The organism is Pseudomonas sp. HPB0071 (genome assembly GCF_000478505.2).
Lineage (GTDB): Bacteria > Pseudomonadota > Gammaproteobacteria > Pseudomonadales > Pseudomonadaceae > Chryseomonas > Chryseomonas luteola.
Genome location: NZ_KI517367.1, coordinates 1,459,991 through 1,477,902, shown reverse-complemented (window position 1 = coordinate 1,477,902; position 17,912 = coordinate 1,459,991). Strand labels below are relative to the sequence as shown.

16 protein-coding genes and 1 tRNA gene are annotated in these 17,912 nt (G+C 54.0%); 11 read left to right on the top strand and 6 right to left on the bottom strand.

Annotated features, from left to right (window positions below; translation table 11 throughout):
• Nucleotides 1–179: 179 nt before the first annotated feature.
• Genes HMPREF1487_RS07130 through HMPREF1487_RS07120 form a run of 3 tightly spaced genes read left to right on the top strand, consistent with a single transcriptional unit; the run spans nucleotide 180 to nucleotide 3,718 of the window.
• Nucleotides 180–839, top strand: a complete 660-nt coding sequence (locus HMPREF1487_RS07130; RefSeq protein ID WP_037029806.1) for a paraquat-inducible protein A — start codon at nucleotides 180–182, stop codon at nucleotides 837–839.
• Nucleotides 826–1,434 (top strand): paraquat-inducible protein A, encoded by a 609-nt coding sequence (locus tag HMPREF1487_RS07125; RefSeq protein ID WP_010795950.1) that lies wholly within the window; start codon nucleotides 826–828, stop codon nucleotides 1,432–1,434. Before HMPREF1487_RS07130 ends, HMPREF1487_RS07125 begins: the two co-directional genes overlap by 14 nt.
• The gene (locus tag HMPREF1487_RS07120) at nucleotides 1,427–3,718 is read left to right on the top strand and encodes a PqiB family protein (RefSeq protein WP_010795949.1); all 2,292 of its coding nucleotides are present in this window, start codon (nucleotides 1,427–1,429) and stop codon (nucleotides 3,716–3,718) included. Before HMPREF1487_RS07125 ends, HMPREF1487_RS07120 begins: the two co-directional genes overlap by 8 nt.
• Nucleotides 3,719–3,729: 11 nt before the next feature.
• Here the strand turns inward: HMPREF1487_RS07120 and mksF are convergent, their stop codons facing one another.
• Genes mksF through mksB form a run of 3 tightly spaced genes read right to left on the bottom strand, consistent with a single transcriptional unit; the run spans nucleotide 3,730 to nucleotide 8,481 of the window.
• Nucleotides 3,730–6,561 (bottom strand): Mks condensin complex protein MksF, encoded by a 2,832-nt coding sequence (gene mksF / locus HMPREF1487_RS07115; RefSeq protein ID WP_010795948.1) that lies wholly within the window; start codon nucleotides 6,559–6,561, stop codon nucleotides 3,730–3,732.
• A complete protein-coding gene (gene mksE / locus HMPREF1487_RS07110; RefSeq protein ID WP_010795947.1) occupies nucleotides 6,558–7,229 on the bottom strand; it encodes an Mks condensin complex protein MksE in 672 nt (223 codons plus the stop codon). The genes mksF and mksE overlap by 4 nt, the downstream gene beginning before the upstream one ends.
• Complete coding sequence (mksB, locus tag HMPREF1487_RS07105; RefSeq protein ID WP_010795946.1) at nucleotides 7,219–8,481, bottom strand: Mks condensin complex protein MksB; 1,263 nt, start codon at nucleotides 8,479–8,481, stop codon at nucleotides 7,219–7,221. The genes mksE and mksB overlap by 11 nt, the downstream gene beginning before the upstream one ends.
• 215 nt (nucleotides 8,482–8,696) lie before the next feature.
• On the opposite strand from mksB, the gene HMPREF1487_RS07100 reads away from it, so the two are divergent.
• Nucleotides 8,697–9,461 (top strand): hypothetical protein, encoded by a 765-nt coding sequence (locus tag HMPREF1487_RS07100; RefSeq protein WP_037030554.1) that lies wholly within the window; start codon nucleotides 8,697–8,699, stop codon nucleotides 9,459–9,461.
• Entirely contained in the window at nucleotides 9,458–9,910 is a 453-nt protein-coding gene (rimI, locus tag HMPREF1487_RS07095; RefSeq protein WP_010795944.1) for a ribosomal protein S18-alanine N-acetyltransferase, read from the top strand. Before HMPREF1487_RS07100 ends, rimI begins: the two co-directional genes overlap by 4 nt.
• An 8-nt stretch (nucleotides 9,911–9,918) precedes the next feature.
• Here rimI and HMPREF1487_RS07090 read toward each other — a convergent pair whose 3' ends face one another.
• Nucleotides 9,919–10,449, bottom strand: a complete 531-nt coding sequence (locus HMPREF1487_RS07090) for a hypothetical protein (protein ID WP_010795943.1) — start codon at nucleotides 10,447–10,449, stop codon at nucleotides 9,919–9,921.
• 162 nt (nucleotides 10,450–10,611) lie between these two features.
• Here HMPREF1487_RS07090 and otsB point away from each other — a divergent pair, with 162 nt between their 5' ends.
• Together otsB and otsA are read left to right on the top strand one after the other, a co-directional pair.
• Nucleotides 10,612–11,379: a trehalose-phosphatase gene (gene otsB, locus HMPREF1487_RS07085; RefSeq protein WP_037030552.1), complete on the top strand. Its 768-nt coding sequence runs from the start codon at nucleotides 10,612–10,614 to the stop codon at nucleotides 11,377–11,379.
• Between the two features lie 2 nt (nucleotides 11,380–11,381).
• The gene (gene otsA, locus HMPREF1487_RS07080; RefSeq protein ID WP_010795941.1) at nucleotides 11,382–12,800 is read left to right on the top strand and encodes an alpha,alpha-trehalose-phosphate synthase (UDP-forming); all 1,419 of its coding nucleotides are present in this window, start codon (nucleotides 11,382–11,384) and stop codon (nucleotides 12,798–12,800) included.
• A 103-nt stretch (nucleotides 12,801–12,903) separates the two neighbouring features.
• Here otsA and HMPREF1487_RS07075 read toward each other — a convergent pair.
• Nucleotides 12,904–12,980 (bottom strand) — tRNA-Met (locus tag HMPREF1487_RS07075).
• Nucleotides 12,981–13,214: 234 nt separating this feature from the next.
• Here HMPREF1487_RS07075 and HMPREF1487_RS07070 point away from each other — a divergent pair.
• The 3 genes from HMPREF1487_RS07070 (at nucleotide 13,215) to HMPREF1487_RS07060 (ending at nucleotide 15,190) form a co-directional block, all read left to right on the top strand.
• Entirely contained in the window at nucleotides 13,215–13,439 is a 225-nt protein-coding gene (locus tag HMPREF1487_RS07070) for a DUF2188 domain-containing protein (protein WP_010795940.1), read from the top strand.
• Between the two features lie 376 nt (nucleotides 13,440–13,815).
• Nucleotides 13,816–14,076, top strand: coding sequence for a DUF2790 domain-containing protein (locus HMPREF1487_RS07065; RefSeq protein WP_037030550.1), 261 nt, complete (start codon nucleotides 13,816–13,818; stop codon nucleotides 14,074–14,076).
• Between the two features lie 334 nt (nucleotides 14,077–14,410).
• Nucleotides 14,411–15,190, top strand: a complete 780-nt coding sequence (locus HMPREF1487_RS07060) for an SGNH/GDSL hydrolase family protein (RefSeq protein WP_010795938.1) — start codon at nucleotides 14,411–14,413, stop codon at nucleotides 15,188–15,190.
• Between the two features lie 46 nt (nucleotides 15,191–15,236).
• Here HMPREF1487_RS07060 and HMPREF1487_RS07055 read toward each other — a convergent pair whose 3' ends face one another.
• Entirely contained in the window at nucleotides 15,237–16,283 is a 1,047-nt protein-coding gene (locus HMPREF1487_RS07055; RefSeq protein ID WP_010795937.1) for an SDR family oxidoreductase, read from the bottom strand.
• 291 nt (nucleotides 16,284–16,574) lie between these two features.
• Here HMPREF1487_RS07055 and HMPREF1487_RS07050 point away from each other — a divergent pair, with 291 nt between their 5' ends.
• Entirely contained in the window at nucleotides 16,575–17,900 is a 1,326-nt protein-coding gene (locus HMPREF1487_RS07050) for an APC family permease (RefSeq protein WP_010795936.1), read from the top strand.
• The last annotated feature ends 12 nt before the right edge of the window (nucleotides 17,901–17,912 follow it).

The following is a 17,912-nucleotide window of genomic DNA, read 5'->3' as shown; positions in this document are numbered from 1 at the left end:
CGATGGTAGTGTGGGGTTTCCCCATGTGAGAGTAGGTCATCGTCAAGCACCTATACCCAAAACCCCCAGGCCTAACCGCCCGGGGGTTTTGCTTTGTGCGGCAGGAAAACTTCCCATATGCTGCTTATCACTGCCAGAATGATCGGCTGATGAATATATTTATCAGGTAATCTAGGCCGATGTCAGATCTTCTTAATCCACATCCATCACATGATCCTGATACGTTGATCGCTTGTCCTGAGTGTGATCTTTTAATGCAAAAGGTCACACTAGCAGTAGAAACTGAGCACAAGATATTGTGCTCAAGATGCGGCTATGAGCTTTATCACTTTAAAAGGCGAGTGGTTGATAAGGGGCTCGCTTTGGTCGTGACTGCTTTGCTTCTTTTTATACCTGCTAATTTCCTGCCCATCATGAAGCTTAAAATGTTCGGGCAACAGACATATGACACTGTCTGGAGTGCAGTCATAGCGCTCTATAAAGCAGACATGACGATCATTGCTTCACTTGTGCTCTCGTGTAGCCTATTTATTCCTCTCATTAAACTGATTTGTCAGTTGCTGGTCCTTATCAGCCTTAAGCGACCTTCAATCAGGTCAACAGGTATCTTATTGCTAAGGTGCTATCAGCATCTTCGTGAGTGGGGAATGTGGGAGATCTACTTGTTAGGCATCCTGGTTGCGATGGTCAAAGTTGGCGATGTAGCCGAATTAAGCCTGGGTGTGGGTTTGTTTTGCTTTACGGCTCTACTGCTTATCCAGGTCTGGCTGGACTCGCTTATGTCACCCCAGCAGTTATGGCAGGAAATAGAGGTGGAGTCTGGTCATGCGGGCCGTTGATCAAGGCCTATGGGTATGCCGTGAATGTCATAAGTTAAACAAGCCTGCCAACTCTTGCAGTCGTTGCGGAGCGGCTCTTTATCCCCGTATTCCCAAGAGCATATCGAGGAGTTGGGCGCTACTGGTTGCCGCCGCTATCTGTTATGTTCCGGCAAATCTTTTGCCCATCATGACGGTGAGCTATTTTGGCAAGGGCGAACCGTCAACCATCATCTCTGGCATCATTGACTTGATTAACAACGGGATGATTCCTATTGCTGCAGTCGTCTTTGTCGCCAGCATTATTGTCCCTACATTCAAACTTATTGGACTGGCCTGGCTGTTGATTTCCGTCCAGCGCAAAAGAGCAATGCGCGCTCGGCAGCGCATGTTTCTGTTCCGTTTTATCGAGTGGATTGGACGCTGGTCCATGCTTGATATCTTCGTAATCGCAATTTTGGTAACCCTGGTCAATTTCGGTAATTTTGCCAACGTGGATGCCAATCCCGGCGCTATCGCTTTCGCAGCTGTAGTAATTTTGACCATGCTTGCTGCAAAGACTTTTGATCCTCGATTGATCTGGGATCACACTTGCTCAGAGGATAACGATGAGTGATTTGCCCCAGCCTGTAATACGTCCTGCCTCACGTTGGTCTGCCCTTTGGGTGTTACCACTGATTGCCTTGGCCATTGCTGCCTGGTTGGGGTGGAAGGCTTATAACGAGTCTGGAACGCAAGCCACGATCCGCTTTGATGATGGGGAAGGTATTAGTGTTGATCGAACAGAGGTGCTTTATAAAGGTATCTCTCTGGGTAAGGTAAGTCATATTAAGGTCGCAGAGGATAGCCGGGGAGTTATCGCTACGATTAATATCAACAAGGATGCCGAGAAATACCTGCGTTCTGAAACACGTTTCTGGCTGGTGAAACCCCGCGTGTCGTTAGCAGGTGTAACCGGCTTGGAAACCCTTGTCTCTGGGCAGTACATTGCAATTCAGCCTGGCGGCGGAGAGGCTGCACGGGATTTTGTGGCATTGCGCGATCCTCCACCATTAACCAGTAATTTGCCCGGCCTGCACCTTACGCTCAAAGCCGAACGATTAGGTTCTCTTATACAGGGTAGCCCTGTGTATTACAGGCAGCTGGAAGTTGGGCAGGTAGAAGGGTATCAGCTAGGCAGCGATCCTCGAGTTGTCGAGGTCAAGATTCATGTCCGTGAAGAATATGCGCACCTTGTCCGCAAACATACCCGCTTTTATAACGCCAGCGGTATCAGTGTTTCCGGTGGGCTTGACGGCTTCAAGGTGCATAGTGAGTCGATCATAAGTCTTGCGGCGGGCGGGATTGCCTTCTTCACGCCTGGAAACCATGAAGACAGTCCACCTACCAACAGCTCTCCTTTCAAGCTGTATAGCGATTATGAGGCTGCCGAGGCGGGTTACAAGGTGGTTCTGCATGTGCGCGATGTTGCAGGGCTTAATCCGGGACGCACGCCTGTCATGTTCAATGGTGTGCAAGTAGGTACCATGAAATCCTTGAGCATGAATGAGGACTATACCGGTGCTACTGCCGAGTTGATGATGGATCCTCGCACCGAATCGCTCATGAATGCGGGCAGTGAGTTCTGGACGGTCAAGCCTTCGATTTCACTGGCAGGCGTAACGGGAATCGAGGCATTGGTAAAAGGAAATTACCTTGCCGTGCGGTTTGCCAAGCACGGACGTCCCGCTCGCGAGTTCACGATTCGCTCCAAAGCGCCTCCATTGAACACAGATGCGCCTGGTCTGCACTTGGTTCTGTTCAGTGATCATTTGAATTCAATTGATATTGGAAGCCCGATTCTCTATCGGCAAATGCAAGTGGGAAGCGTGCAAAGCTATCAGCTGTCTCGCGATCAACAGAGGGTTGTTATCGGTATACATATCGAGCCTGAATACGCGTCTCTTATCAACTCTTCGACTCGCTTTTGGAATGCCAGCGGCGTGACGCTTACCGGTAATCTGAATGGTGTTCAGGTCAAAAGCGAGTCGCTGCAAACGTTGATTGCTGGCGGAATTGCATTTTCTACGCCGGATCTAAAAGCCAAACGTGTAGGTGATGCACATCGTTTTTCGCTGTTCAAGGATCAAGATGAGGCGATACGTAAAGGCACACTGATTGAGCTGCGTATGGATAACGGCGAAGGCATGAAGCCTGGAACTCCGCTTAATTTTCGTGGTTTGAAGGTGGGGCAGGTAGAAGATGTCGAGCTGGCAGATGACTTGGCCAGTGTAAGGGTCAAGGTTCGCGTGACCGACGCGGAAGACCGTATTGCCAGCTTGGGTGCTCAATTCTGGGTAGTAAAGCCCGAACTGGGGCTCTTGAGAACGGAAAATCTTGGTACGTTGGTAACCGGACGCTATATCGAAGTCTCACCGGCTGCTCGTGCAGGTGTCGCCAAGACCCGTTTCGATGTTCTACCCGAGCCACCTAATACGTTGGACAAAGAGCTGGGGCTGCATCTGGTCCTCAGCGCTTCTCGACGTGGTTCGCTTAAGCCAGGCGTTGAGGTGAGCTATAAGGAAATACCGGTAGGCAAGGTTACGCGCCTGGAGTTGAGTAGCGAGGCCAGCCGTGTACTGGTACATATTCTGATCGAGCCACGTTATGCCTCTTTAATACATGCCGGAACGCGGTTCTGGAATGCGAGTGGTGTTGCGGTGGATGCCAGCCTGTTCAGGGGCGTCAAGCTACGCAGCAACTCGTTTGAGGCTCTTCTGGAAGGTGGAATCGCCTTTGCCACGCCTGAACAGGATATGGGTAAACAGGCCCTGCCAGGCCAGACATTCGTTCTGTTTGATGAAGTAGAGCCTGAGTGGCAGGGCTGGTCGCCGAAGATCAAATTGGGTAACGCAAATTAAGAGGAACAGGCCTAAGCCTGTTCCTCTTCAAGCGTCTCCGTTATTGCAGGCGCGACCGATTCTTCCTTGCGGTGAATGTATTTCCAGTCATCCTCATCGATATAAATACCATTCGGACTGCTGCCGCCCTCAAGGTCTATCGCCACGTGGGCGGCTACCTGAGGCTTTACGCTGGCCAGGATGGGTACAAAGCCTAGCTGGCGGCTCGTCTCGATCAGGGCCATCTGATTGCGTTCGTCAATGTCCGCGGCTTCGTCGAGATAGTAGGGCAGACGTATGCGGCTGGCTTGTTCACGATCCATCAAGTGCAGGAGCAGGTACATGTTGGTCAGTGCCTTGATGGTCATGGTCGTGCCGTTTGAGGCTGCACCGTCAATATCGGTATGAATGATCGGTTGGCCACCGACCTTGGTAATTTCAAAGGCCAGTTCGAACAAATCTTTCAGGCCCAGCTGGTTATGGTTGGCTGCAACCAGGCGAGCAAGATATTCCTTGGCCTCTTCGTTCTTGGCGTCCTGCTCGGCGCTTTGGGTAAGATCGAAAACAGAAAGCGTTTCGCCCTCTTCATATTGGCCTGCGCTGTGAATGATCTGATCGATGTGCTTGAGCGCGTCCTTGTTTGGCGCGAGAACAATACGAAAGCTTTCCAGGTTCGAAACCTGACGGCGGTTGATTTCTCGGTTGAAGAGTCCCAGCTGGTGCTCCAGGTTGTCGTAGTCGTTACGGATGTTGCGCAGCGTACGGGCAATATCGGTCACAGCGGCGCGACGAGCTTTGGCCAGCGTCAGTGCTTCGTCCTGGCGATGGGCGTAGGCATTGACGAGTAGGGTCAGTCGGCGCTCCGGGTCGTCTTCGTTGTCAAACTTGGCGACTCCTTTGAGGCGAACCTGGGCATAGAGGGCGTCGATTTGTGTATCGATACGCTGCAAGGCTTGCCAGGTGTCTTGATAGTCGTTAAGCAGGGGCAGCAGGTTATCCAGCGAGTCATCTACTGATTCCATGAAGGGAATTCCCTGGGGAAGATCGCTAGGAAGAAGCTGCCGGCGACGCAGAGAGTCGTCCAGGATACGTTGCTTGGCTTCCAGATCGGCCAGTTGGCGTGCGATCAGCTGAAGCTTTACGGAAACCTGCTGAACACGTTCAGTAAATGCATCGCTTGAGCGCTTGAGCTCGTCCTGGGAGGCTTCGAGTTGAGCCAGCTGCTCGAGTTTTTCAGCCTCCTGGGCAGCCAGGGTTTGATAGCGACGGAAGTCTTCCAGAGCTTTTTGAGCATCCAGTACTTCCTGATAGAGCTTATCGGACTGCGCCTTGCTCAGGACGCGATCAGCGGCAACGGCTTGCTGGGTCTTGAGCTGCTTGAGTTCGCGTTCCAGACGATCACGCTGGTCGCGTAGTGCAGCACGGTCAGCCAACGCCTGCAAGGTTGGAGGCTCAATGGATGAAAGGTTTATTGAGAGGCCTGGAGCCTCGAAGCGATCCCCCTTGAAGCCATCCAGTACAGTAGTAAGTGTCTTCATCCACTGGGTATCATCCAGACGGACGCCCTGTTCGCCCAAAGGCAGGCTGAACAATGCGCCATTAAACAGGCGCATCAGCCGATTAACATCCTGCTGCGAAAACTCCTCACGTAGACGCGCATAGCTGTTGTTATCCGCGTGATCCAATTGCTGAGCGATCGATTTAAGACGCCTTTCAAGGTCACGGACACGCTCGTCAAGATCGCCACAGCTGAACTGTCTTGACTGGGATAGGGCGCCGGCCAGCTCATCATGCGCGTCTTTGGCAGCCATGAGGTTCTGCTCGAGCTGAGCAGCAGATTCAACCAGGGCAAAGCGGTTCTTCAGGGCGGCCATCTCACCCAGCCAACGCTGGATCTCGCTGAGCTGGCGTTCCAGACGCATCATTTCCTGGGTGCTGTTACGCTGAGTGTTCTGCAGGCGATCCTGTTCGCTGCGCAAGTGTTCGGCCTGGCTGACCAGCTCATCGCGGCGATCTTCGGAATAGGTTTGCCACGCACCGAGAAGTGCATCCAGCAGCGGCGAAAGGCGGTGCAGTTTACCGCGCAGCCGTTCGCGTTGCTGGACACCGTTGGCCAGCGCCTCTACCAGCGGGCCGGCTGCGACCAGAGCCTGATAGTCCTGTTCCATACGACGTACGTCACGGAAGGCTTCCTCAGTAGCGGCGATATAGTCGACGCTGCCGGAGCGCAGGCTGTGTTCGAAGGCATCGAGGAATAATTGCTTGAGCTTGGCCGCCGTGATTTCACGCATGTGGAGCAGGTTGATAAACAAGGCCCGGAAGGTCTTGAGGCTTTGTTCACTGGTGGAGCGCAGAGGGATCAGCGTCAGGTCCAGAGGAATGGAGGTATGGCCGCCAACCAGAAGACGCCTTAGCTCCTCGGGTTTGACCTCGTAAGCCTTGATGCCTTCTCGCTCCAGATTCTTGAACAGCTCGCGTTGTCTTAGGCAGGTGCCGTTTTTCTGGTAGTGAGCCAGATCCAGCTCGCCAGCGTAAGCAAAGAACTGATGACCAAAACCGCCTCCCGGCCCTCGGCCTACTACACCAATCACATGGGGTCCGTGGGGCAGGGAGAGCTCTACCAGGATGTAACTGGTGTCGGTAGCGAAGTAGAACTTGCGTGATTGCTCGAGGTTGTACTTGCCAAAGCTCATGTCAGACATGCGCGCCAGGATAGGAAACTGAAGCGCATTGATTGAGGCGCTCTTGCCCAGGTTGTTGGCGCCGTAGACTGACAGCGGATGTTCAAGCGGAAAAAGCCCCAGGCTGTAACCCGCTGTATTGAGCAGGGCAAAGCGGCGGATGCCGTAACGGGTCAGGCTCATGCGTCGGTCTCCTGGTAAGCGCGTTCTTCTGCGACGGCTCGGGCCAGCTCGTCCTCCTCATCAAGTGTCGTCAAGGCGTCGATATCGTCATCAAGCAATTCGGGGGCGGGCAAGGGCAGATCACTGTGGAGCGTGGCGGCCAGATCCCGGTCCTGCTGAACTGCCAGGCAGACGTCCAAAAAGCGGTGCATGGGCGGCAGGAAGCGATAGATACCGTTGTCTTCCGAGGCAAAGCCAAGCTGGGTCAGGCGTCGCAGGATTTTTTCCTCCAGCTCATCTTGCGTTTGTACTTCAGCCTGCAGGAACAGGTCTCGGTACTTTTCCAGCAGGGCCGGCAGTTCGTCACGACCTAAGCTGCCGCCATCCAGAACACTGAGCGGATCACGACCCTGATCCGCCAGATGCTCGACCATGATGAACGTGAACAGCGCCAAGCGCTGGGCCGTCTTGTTTACTTGGGCGCCCATTTGTTCAGGCACGAAGTAATAAAAACCACGTGTATCGCAAACAAGCTCGAAGCCCAGCGCCTTAAAGAGGGTTCGATAGGCATCCTGAAGGTTGGACAGTTGTGCGTATAGCTCGGGCTCGCGGCGGCTGATATGAAAGCCCTTGAGCAGCTCGCGGAAAATCGGCGCAAGCAAGGAGAGTTCAGTTAAATCAATGTGCATGGGTGGTGCTCGCAGTATCTCGGGCGGAGAGGGCGAAAGAGCACAGGCTGACCCGGTGCTCGGCAGTATCGTAATCACGGCGCGGCAGACGCTCGCGCTGGAAGCGGCTGTCACGGGAGAGACGAGAGAACCAGTACAGGAGCTCGTCGGTGGCGCCTTCAGGCTCCTGTTCGAGTAGCCAGATCATGAGGTCCGGCATAGGCAGGGCATTTTCGCAGCGATCCAGCATTTCACGGGCGGTACGAGGTGCCTTGGGCTTCGTGGTTTCCTTGCGTGAATCGCTTGCCTTGGGAAATTGCGCTGGCTTGGGCTCGAAGCGTGCCAGGGCGTATACATAGCTTTCCACCTGAGAGGCTGTACCCAGGAAGACGCTCTGGGGGCGACTGAAGAGGGGCATGGCTGTCTGCGGAACGGCATCCAGACCTTTACGGCGTATAGCAGCCAACGCTAGAGCCGCGCCACGAGTAATGGCATTGTGGCGGCGGGCTTCTTCACGTAGCGGCAGTAGTAGTTCACGTGCACGGCGCAGCGAGAGTTGGGCCGTCGTCTGCATTTCAAGGATTCGGGCATGGGTGCGTAGCAGCAGATCATCATCGACCAGCTTTCCCAGGCGATGTTGCTCACCCATCAGGCGTAACAGGACGTGCTCGACCCGATTGACGCCTTTCTCGAAGATACCATCGGCCGAGACGAGCTGAATCATGGGTTCGACATATTCGTCCCAGGTAGCCAGGACTTCGGCGTAACGCTGCCGCAACGGGATCTGACGATCACTGGTCTTGGCCCGCTCGGCGACCCCTACAAGGGCATGCTCGTCGTTACTCAGCTTTTTCAGGACGTCCCGTACACGCATATCCAAAAGGCGCAGCTGTCGGGCCAGCTCGTTGCTGTCTCGTGCTTCGAAGGCGTCCTGGATATGAGCGGCAAGCCGTTCCAGGTGGCGCAGGTAGGCTTCGATTTCAAGGCACAGCCCCAAGCGGTGTTCGCGACGCAGGTAGGCCAGGAAATCATGAATCTGTGCGTTAAGCTCGAAGCGGTTGGGGCTCTTGGCAACCGGGACCAGAATATCCAGACGGATCCACGCATCGAGTAGTGCCGTGATATCGGCTGGCGTGCTGTCAGGTAGCTGGGCTCCAAGCCGGGTGCGGAGTTCTACAAGGCTCAGCGTGCCGCTGTCGAAGTGCTCGCACAGTGGGTCCAGCTGCGCCCAGTGTTCGGCAAGTGCGCGGAGAACGCGCTTGGGATCGATCATGACGGGGCCGTTTGCACAAAAGAGTCAATTGTACTGTATGGCCCTGGGCTAAAGGATCAGCTTTGACATGTGGTCGACCAGTTTGCGTAATGAGTACGCTTTGGCCTTTCCGTCAGGTAGCAAGGCGCGCGATAATTAGTCTTTTTACAGCGTCCGCTGCGGCGCTGACCTATGATGAGCCGTATGACTTTTTTGTTGCTGACGGAATGCTGCCAATGATGGCCGAAGATCGGCGCCGCGCGTATCTGCGCGCCATGCAGATAGACGTCTGGCTGCCACGAACGACGCTGCCTTTTGCTGCACCTTCCCGTCCGGAATTGCTGGCATATGTCGATCCAACTGCCTTGCCCGAGGAGCCAGCACCGGCTGTCGCTCGGCCAGCCCCCAAGGTGGAGGCGCCGGCTGCAAAGCTGGTTCGGCCGGAGCGTCCTACTGTTTCTGCGGCCAAGGTCGCCACGCCGCCTGAGTCTGAATCTCGTCCTGAGCCGGTCAAGCGAGAAGCGCCGCCTCGCTTTTCCCTGCAATTACTGCGAGCCGGATCTTGCCTTCTGCTGGTCGATCTACCGGCAGGCGCTTCCCTGGCAGGACGTGATCCTGCCTATGTACTCCTCAGAAACATGCTGCATGCGGCTGGCCTGCCTGATAGCCCTCAATCATTGGGTGAGCCTATTCGCTGGCCGTTACTGGCCAATGCAGCGCTTGATCAGGGGCCTGCCGAAGCGCGAACCTTTGTGCAGAGTGTTGTGGGCTCTCAACTGGAAACCGAAACCTGCGATTGCCTCTGGTTGGTAGGTAGCGCCGCCGCTCGCTTTGTTTCAAGCGATGATGCGAAAATCGAATGCCAGGAAATCCGACTGGATAGTCTCGGTTCTGCCTGGGTCATTCCGGGGCTTGAAGCCCTCATGGAGCAACCCCGCCTAAAAGCTGATGTATGGCGTGCCATGCAGCGTATCCGCCCCCGTTGGACAGATGTTAGATGAGCGATTCCATTCATTTTCGGCCGATGACCGAAGCCGATCTTAATGCTGTTCTCAAGATTGAATATGCTGCCTTTAGTCACCCATGGACACGCGGTATTTTTCTGGACGGCCTTAAGTCCTACAACTGCTGGGTAATGTTTGAAGGTGAGCAGCAAGTGGGACACGGTGTGATCAATGTCATTCTGGATGAGGCCCATCTGTTGAACATCACCGTGAAGCCGGAAAGCCAGGGTAAAGGCCTGGGTTACCAGCTCCTGGATCACCTTATGAAGCAGGCTCGCCTGGCTGATGCCAGAGAGTGCTTTCTTGAAGTTCGCGAAAGTAACCAAGCGGCCTATCGACTCTATGAACGCTATGGTTTCAATGAAATAGGCCGTCGTCGGGATTACTATCCTGCCGCCGGCGGGCGAGAAGATGCCCTGGTTATGGCGTGCACACTGCTGGACTGAGCCAGGACTTAATGTCCTGGCTTCTTCTCGTTCAGATCAAAATCATCAGCAGGCTGCTCAATATCAAGGTCGGTTGCATCCAGGTCGGCTGAGTTCTCGGCACGGCGCTGGTCGGCCTCGTTCACTTCGTCCGGGTTGCCATCCCATTTTTCACCATCCAGCGGCAGGACGCGGCCCATTTCGGCTTCGTCCATGCCAACGCCACCACCGATGTCCCTGTCACTGACTACGGTCAGTTCCTTGTCGACAGGCCATGCATCACCGTATTCATTCGGATTACGTGCGCCAGAGTCGTCCAGCAAGGTTTCAGGCGTCATGTCATCCAAGGTAACGTGGTGATCGGCTGTTTCGCCTTCCGTCATGCCCGCTTCACTGACGCGCTCCGGGGGGAACTGGCCTTCGTAGTCTTCTTCGGTCTGCTGGCCTCGGTCTTTGCCATGGAATAGCTCATCGTTGAAGTTCAGTTCCTGCATGCCGCCCATGCGGTCTTCGTTATCGTCGATGGGCAGAGGGTCTCGGTTCATATCAGGCTTTTTCATAAGCGTCTCCTCAAGAGATTCGGCTATCCCATACAGTCGGGTCATGTTGGTGTGACCCCATTTAGGCGACGGGATTCCTTTTATTCGCCTATGCTCGATCTGCCAAGGAGTTGTCGAAAACCCTTCGAACGATGATGAAAATTCACAGTCAGAGCGTACATGATGAATTCAGAGATCGAATTACCCGTACCTCTTCAGCGCTGCGCTTTTTTTCTCGACTTGGACGGAACGCTTGCTGCCCTACAGCCCCGCCCGGAGCAGGTTTTTATTCCTGAAAAAACGCTTTCTTCAATTCATACGCTTACCCAGGCAGGCATTCCTGTCGCGGTAGTGTCTGGACGCCGAATCGATGATATTGACCATCTGGTCAAGCCGTTGCAATTGCCAGCCGGAGGCATTCATGGTGCCGAGCGCCGCGATTATTCAGGCCAGATGCATCGTCTGGCGCTCGACGCTGATCTGCTAACGCGCGTAGGCGCAGAGCTTGGCGCTGCCATTGAATCGCATCCTACACTCTATCTGGAAAGCAAAGGCATGGCGTTTGCGCTGCATTATCGTCAGGCGCCTGAGCTGGAAGATGAAGCGCGGCGGATTGCCGAAACTCTGGTTGAGCGTTATCCACAGCAGCTGACGTTACAGCCCGGCAAAAGCGTGTTTGAACTTAAGCCTAAAGGCGCGAGCAAGGGCGCGGTGATACGTACCTTCATGCGTGAGGCACCCTTCGATGGACGAGTCCCTGTCTTTCTCGGTGACGACCTGACCGACGAGGCTGGCTTTGAAGTCATCAATGAAATGGGAGGCCTTTCCATCAAAATCGGAGAAGGCTCGACTGTGGCGCAGCAACGACTGGAGTCGGTCGAAGCTGTGGCCGATTGGCTGTGCGGCCTGGCAGAACAAGCCGGTAACGCACGCGTAGAACAAGAGGATTGAAGATGAGCCGTTTGGTGGTAGTTTCTAACCGTGTAGCACCCATTGAACCGGGAAAGGCTCCGTCGGGAGGATTGGCAGTAGGCGTGCTCGACGCATTGCGGCAGTCAGGCGGTATCTGGCTGGGCTGGAATGGCGATGTTTCCAATGAGGAAGTGCCGCCCGGCAAGAACGAGACACACGATAACATCACCTATCATACCTTCGCGCTCAACAAGCGTGACTATGATCAGTATTACCGCGGCTTTGCCAATGCAACGCTGTGGCCGGTTTTTCACTATCGTGTCGATCTCTCGCGCTACAGCCGGGAAGAGTACGATGGTTACCGTCGCGTCAACGCAGCTATGGCAGAGCGTCTCAAGCCTCTGTTAAAGCCTGACGATATCATTTGGGTGCATGATTACCACCTGATTCCCTTTGCGGAAGCCTGTCAGATGATCGGTATCCGCAACCGTATCGGGTTCTTCCTGCACACACCGTTCCCGGCGCCTGAAATCCTGACAGCCATTCCGCCACACAATGAGCTGCTCAAGACGTTGTGCTTCTATGATGTGGTGGGCTTTCAGACGGAAACGGACAAGCTGGCATTCCAGGATTACATTACACGCGAAGTTCGTGGCGTGCTGGAGAGCGATGGCAGCCTTACGGCGTATGGCCATAACTTCCGTGCCGAGGTCTATCCGATCGGTACTGTACCGGACGATATTATCAAGCAGGCCGAATCCTACCGCGCACGCCGTAACTTCATCTCGCGCAGTATCGAAGGTGTGCCTTATAAGACGATTGTCAGCGTGGACCGTCTTGATTACTCAAAAGGGCTGGTGGAACGCTTTTGCGCTTATGAAAAGCTGCTAGAGCGATTTCCTGAGCACCGCAAGCGGGTGCAGTTTGTTCAGATCGCACCGACTTCTCGCTCCGATGTGAAAACCTATCAGCATATTCGTCAACAGCTTGAGTCCCAGGCGGGCCATATCAATGGTCGCTTCTCCGAGCTGGATTGGACACCGATTCGTTATCTGAACAAGAGCTATGACCGCCGTACCGTCATGGGGCTGTTCCGCTCTGCAGATATTGGTCTGGTAACGCCGCTGCGAGATGGTATGAATCTGGTAGCCAAAGAATATGTGGCTGCGCAGGATCCAGAAGATCCTGGCGTATTGGTACTCTCGCGTTTTGCAGGGGCAGCCCGTGAGCTCAACTCGGCGCTTATTGTGAATCCTTACGATGTGGTGGGCATGGCCGAAGCCCTTGATCGCGCCATTAGTATGCCGCTACAGGAGCGTAAGGATCGCTATGAGGACATGATGCGGATTATCCGCAAGAATGATCTGGCCTCCTGGCGTGACAAGTTCCTCAAGGATTTGCGGGCGGTAAAGGCCAGGCCTGTAGCTAACCTGCGTGCAGTAGGAGCTACAGGCGCTTAAGTGGCAAAGGCTTAAAAAGGCCCGCAATGTAGCGGGCTTTTTTATGGAAATTTTTCGCAGGCAATAAAAAAGGGTCTAGCCGAAGCTAGACCCTAGAAATAGGTGGTGGCTACGCAGGGACTTGAACCCCGGACCCCAGCATTATGAATGCTATGCTCTAACCAGCTGAGCTACGTAGCCATCCGAGGCGCGCATTATTCTTTCTCCAAAGCCCTGTGTCAACCCCTCTTTTTCATTTAATTGCTTAAAAACTAACGTTTTTTTATGGATGGGCGATTGCCTTGGTAAAAGCGCCTGGAAAGGCGCTTTCGTTTAGGTCCGATAATGGCAAGGTGTTAGCAAACTTTGTTCAGGCCGTAGCAGTCCTTAACAGGAGCGTCTTCTAAAGGCGTATTTCTAGACCAGGAGAAAGCAATGGATAACTATCACGTCACTAAAGGCGACAAGGGCTGGGAGCTGAAAAAGGAAGGCGCAGCCCGTGCCTCCAAAAGCGCTGAGACTAAGGCGCAGCTCGTAGAGCAGATGCATGAGTTTTTTGAGGGAAAGAAGGCGTCAGTCAAAATTCACAAGGTGGATGGCACCCTTGAGGAGGAGCGTACCTATCCTCGTAGCGCCGATCCACGCAAGTCAAAAGGTTAGAGCGAGGGTGCCGTTGCGGCTATCAGTCAGCAGAGAGGCAACGGCGACTCCCGTGTATGTCCGGGCAAGGACGACTAGGGCTTCATGAGCTTGCCCCAAATTGCCCTTTAGCACCTTTAAAGAATGAACTGTTTCTCAATTTGAAAGGGTGTTTAAACGGTATTGGCACTTAAAGACTATTCGTTACTTATTAGGCAATATTCATTTGTCCACTGGGCATTATATCTACAATGACTTTTCTGTAATCATTACGTCATCTCCCTGTGCTGCCCCGTTCCGATAATTAAAGAACAAACCCCGGACCTGTTTATAAGTAGGTATTCGCCTGCTTGTTTATCAGGGAGAAGGTAACTTTATAGTTGGAAGCGAGATGAAAATGAAAAGTTTGATTGTAGCTGCCCTTGTCCTTGCCAGCAGTTCCGTATTAGCTGACAAAATCCCCTCCGATGCCGCCAGCACGCCTGTTGTCGAGCATTACACGTATTCAGACCACCTGGATATCAAACGTGTCATCGACAGTCCCGATATCACCAGTTTCTGCGGTGTCCGTCCTGTACGCATGACATATGAAGACCATAATGACAAAGTTCATGTAATGGAGTATCAGGTTTCGGGTTCTGGTTGCAATGATAATTAATAGAGTTATTTAATCTATTTGATGGTCAGATGTAATTGTTGATTTAATTTTATTTGATATTTTCTGATCAAAAGAGGTGCCTTGCATAGTTTTTCAAGGCACCTCTTTTTGTTTTTGAATTAAAAATAGTTTATTTAAACGGCATGCTTGACGAGGGCTTTTACTCACCTGTTGAGGGACTTAAAAACACGCCTGCTTTCATAAACGTTTGTGTTGTGCGAGGTAACGCACGGTTACAGGCTAACAAAAGCAGGGTAATGCCTGTCAGAGTGAAGGCCTCGGTGGCATCAGTTGCCTCGAGGCGTTTCATTTTTAATGCGCAGAGAGGACACGCATGCGAATCAGCATTCGACAGATCACGATGCTCTTCCTTATGTTTCTGGCAGGTGCGGCATATGCTCAGGCTCAGCAGAGCCAGTCGGATCCAATCAGAATTCTGTTTGTAGGTAACAGCTATACCTATGTCAATGACTTGCCAGCCGTACTGAGTGAGATGTCCAGGCAAGGCAAGCAGGCCCGTCCGATCGAGACCAAGACGCTGGCTTTCTCGGGCGCATCGCTTGAGCAGCATTGGACGAAAAAGGACGTTCAGCAGGCATTGCAGGAGCAGAAGTGGGACTACGTCGTCTTGCAGGAGCACAGCATGTTGCCGGTCAAGAATCCAGACTTCATGTACAAGTATGCCCGGCTGATCGATGCTGAGGTCAAAAAGAACGGTGCCAAGACAATCCTGTACCTGACGTGGGCTCGCCAGAATGACCCGGCGATGCAGGCTAAGCTGGATAAGGCGTACACGACACTGGCCAATGAGCTGGGTGCGCTGTTGGCGCCAGTGGGGCAGGCCTGGCAGACTGCTTTGGCGGAAAAGCCTCAACCGTCGCTGTTCCTGCCTGACGGTAGCCATCCTTCCTTCACCGGCTCGTATATAGGCGCTTCGGTGTTTTATTCGCTGATCTACGGTCAGATGCCGCCCCAGCCTAGTGCAGCAGAGTCCAAGCGGCTGGAAAAGGCGAACGCAGGAGAGTTGCAGCAGGCTGCCTGGAAAGCAGTTCAGTCCTTGTCACCGGCATTGCGGACTTCACCGGACAAGGCAATGCACGCCTCGGCTCAGTAGCAGGGGGAAGGCTCGCCCAAGGAAAGCCCTGGGCGAGACCTATGACTCAAGGTATATATTTCTTTTCCTGTAGGCGCTTGATTGCGCCTATCAGGCAATCTTCGGTGCTGACCGCTTCTGTAAAGCCTGCACGACGAATCTTGCCCATATCCGAGATCATGTCGAACTCGGTGTTGAAGACAAAATCGCCAAACTTCCAGCCTACAAGCTTCTCATACGGTACGGATTCCAGCTGGTGCTGCTCAGCCAGTTTTTGCCAGTCGTCAGCCTTGCTCGGCATCTGTGTTGCCAGTGAGAAAGGCTGCGGATCGGCGACGTCCATATCCAGAGCTTTACCAATCTTGTGCCAGAGCCGCTCCCAGCGGAACGGCTCGCCGACCAGGTTGAACGCTTCGTTGCGAGCGGCCGGGTCCAGCGCCGCCCATATACTGGCTCGTGCCAGCCAGCGCGCATCGGTCAACTGGGCCAGCACCTCACGATAAGCTTTCATCGAGCCCGGAAAGCGCAAGGGCACACCGGCTTGTTTACTCAGGGCTGCGAAGGCCCCAATGACCAGCGCGATGTTCATGGGGTTGCCTGCAATATCACCCACCACCACATCAGGGCGCAGGATAGACCACTCGAATTCTCCCTGGGCGGCGCGCTCGCGCAGCAGGTCTTCCTGGGTGTAATAAAAATTAGGCGAAAGGTGGCGCGGGTCGTCCTCATAAAAAGGCGCCGCTGTTGGACCCAGGTGCACGCCGTAAACCTTGGCCCCCTGGTAGTGAACGACACGTTGGAGCTTAGCGCCGGCAGACTTCAGGCCGTCCAGTACATTGCGCAGCATGGCGCCATTAATGTCGGCTTCCTTGGCCAGGCTGCTATCAGGGCGTAACGCTGCATAAAAGACATGAGTTGTATCCCCCGCCTGGCTCAGCGCCTGGGCCGTAGCGTTGGCGTCAGTCAGATCAAGATCAATGGTTTCAACGTTCGGTACGAAGGTACGACGGACGGCGCGGACCCGCCATTCAGGATTTTCGGCCAGAGTTTCAACAACGGCATTACCGATGATGCCGCTTGCCCCAACGACCAGGGCAACCTTGGAAGCTGACATGTGCGTTCTCCACTAAATAGATAACAAGTTGGATGAGGTCTGTTTGACGTTACTAAGCTGATAACGCTCATCCTTACTTGGTTCCGAAAACCAATAGCGTCCTAATGGATATATCGACAGGATATCGAACCGACAGCAACGTCATGCGGTCGATGAATGAAGCTTCAACACGTATTGCCAGTAGAGGCTTGGTTAGACGGAAGGGTTACAGCGGCGTGCAGTGAATGTCCTGTTCTGACCCGGACTTGCCAATTCACCTGTCAGAGCCTGACATTCATAGGAAGATTACATATGTCGACGTCTTCACCCGAGCCCGATACAAAACTGCGCCGCGCGATTACAGGTCCTTTGCTGCTGTTATTCATCCTCGGGGATGTGCTTGGGGCCGGGGTGTATGCACTGGCGGGGAAGATTGCAGGTGAGGTAGGCGGAGCCATCTGGGTGCCTCTGGTAGTGGCAATGGGATTTGCTATGTTGACGGCGGCCTCGTATGCAGAGCTCGTCACCAAATATCCAAAAGCTGGAGGTGCTGCGGTGTTTGCTGCACGGGCCTTCAAGCATCCCCTTGTGTCCTTTCTAGTGGGTTTTTCGATGTTGGCTGCCGGTGTCACGAGTGCTGCCGGCCTTTCCCTGGCCTTTGCGGGTGATTATCTCGGGGCGTTTATTCACGTTTCGCCCACGATGACAGCACTGGTCTTTTTAACGCTAGTGGCTCTGCTTAATGCGCGTGGGATCAAGGAATCGCTTAATGCCAATCTGGTCATGACGCTGATCGAGCTGTCGGGGCTTTTATTGGTCGTTATTCTGGCCGTGTTGTATGTAAGTCATGGGCAGGGTGAGCCGGCTCGGGTTCTTCAATTTGCCGAGGGGACTTCTCCACCGCTGGCGGTATTGGGCGCTGCGCTGCTCGCCTTCTATTCGTTTGTAGGGTTTGAAGTGTCGGCCAACATTGCCGAAGAAGTGAAAGATGTAAGACGTATTTACCCAAGGACCTTGTTCGGTGCGCTGCTGATCGCGGGCGTAATATATGTTCTGGTGGGGCTGGCGGCTTCCATCGTTTTGTCACCTGCACAACTGGTGGAGTCTTCTGCGCCGTTGCTGGACGTGGTTCGGGCAACCGGCTACGGCATACCACCGCAACTGTTTGCCGTGGCGGCCTTGCTGGCGGTTTCCAATGGCGCATTGCTGACCATGATCATGGCAAGCCGTCTAGCTTATGGCATGGCCGAGGAGGGTCTGCTGCCCCCAGTGCTGGGGCGTGTACTGCCGCGTCGGCGTACGCCCTGGGTGGCGATTATTGCCACAACGCTTGTAGCCATGGCGTTGACTGTTACAGGGACGTTGTCGGCTCTGGCCGAGACGGTTGTGCTACTACTGCTTTTTGTATTCATGAGTACGAACGTGGCCGTTTTGGTGCTGCGCCGCGACAAGGTCGATCAGCCGCATTTCCGGACCCCTACGCTGGTGCCGTTGCTGGCGATCGTGTCGTGTCTGGTGCTTTTGAGTCAGCAGAGCGCGGAGACCTGGCTGCGTGCCGGCATTCTGCTCGGGGTCGGCGTGGTGCTTTATTTCGTAACGCGTGCTCATACGACACGTGAAGCGGCGGATGTTGTGTAAGACAAGGTCTTT

What these genes read in the sequence shown, in the direction of transcription:
- HMPREF1487_RS07070 (WP_010795940.1), top strand. Translation starts at nt 13,215, where the DNA reads ATGGATAACTATCACGTCACTAAAGGCGACAAGGGCTGGGAGCTGAAA.
- mksE (WP_010795947.1), bottom strand. Translation starts at nt 7,229, where the DNA reads ATGCACATTGATTTAACTGAACTCTCCTTGCTTGCGCCGATTTTCCGC.
- HMPREF1487_RS07050 (WP_010795936.1), top strand. Translation starts at nt 16,575, where the DNA reads ATGTCGACGTCTTCACCCGAGCCCGATACAAAACTGCGCCGCGCGATT.
- HMPREF1487_RS07065 (WP_037030550.1), top strand. Translation starts at nt 13,816, where the DNA reads ATGAAAAGTTTGATTGTAGCTGCCCTTGTCCTTGCCAGCAGTTCCGTA.
- HMPREF1487_RS07125 (WP_010795950.1), top strand. Translation starts at nt 826, where the DNA reads ATGCGGGCCGTTGATCAAGGCCTATGGGTATGCCGTGAATGTCATAAG.
- HMPREF1487_RS07130 (WP_037029806.1), top strand. Translation starts at nt 180, where the DNA reads ATGTCAGATCTTCTTAATCCACATCCATCACATGATCCTGATACGTTG.
- mksF (WP_010795948.1), bottom strand. Translation starts at nt 6,561, where the DNA reads ATGAGCCTGACCCGTTACGGCATCCGCCGCTTTGCCCTGCTCAATACA.
- HMPREF1487_RS07090 (WP_010795943.1), bottom strand. Translation starts at nt 10,449, where the DNA reads ATGAAAAAGCCTGATATGAACCGAGACCCTCTGCCCATCGACGATAAC.
- HMPREF1487_RS07100 (WP_037030554.1), top strand. Translation starts at nt 8,697, where the DNA reads ATGATGGCCGAAGATCGGCGCCGCGCGTATCTGCGCGCCATGCAGATA.
- HMPREF1487_RS07060 (WP_010795938.1), top strand. Translation starts at nt 14,411, where the DNA reads ATGCGAATCAGCATTCGACAGATCACGATGCTCTTCCTTATGTTTCTG.
- rimI (WP_010795944.1), top strand. Translation starts at nt 9,458, where the DNA reads ATGAGCGATTCCATTCATTTTCGGCCGATGACCGAAGCCGATCTTAAT.
- otsA (WP_010795941.1), top strand. Translation starts at nt 11,382, where the DNA reads ATGAGCCGTTTGGTGGTAGTTTCTAACCGTGTAGCACCCATTGAACCG.
- HMPREF1487_RS07055 (WP_010795937.1), bottom strand. Translation starts at nt 16,283, where the DNA reads ATGTCAGCTTCCAAGGTTGCCCTGGTCGTTGGGGCAAGCGGCATCATC.
- mksB (WP_010795946.1), bottom strand. Translation starts at nt 8,481, where the DNA reads ATGATCGATCCCAAGCGCGTTCTCCGCGCACTTGCCGAACACTGGGCG.
- otsB (WP_037030552.1), top strand. Translation starts at nt 10,612, where the DNA reads ATGAATTCAGAGATCGAATTACCCGTACCTCTTCAGCGCTGCGCTTTT.
- HMPREF1487_RS07120 (WP_010795949.1), top strand. Translation starts at nt 1,427, where the DNA reads ATGAGTGATTTGCCCCAGCCTGTAATACGTCCTGCCTCACGTTGGTCT.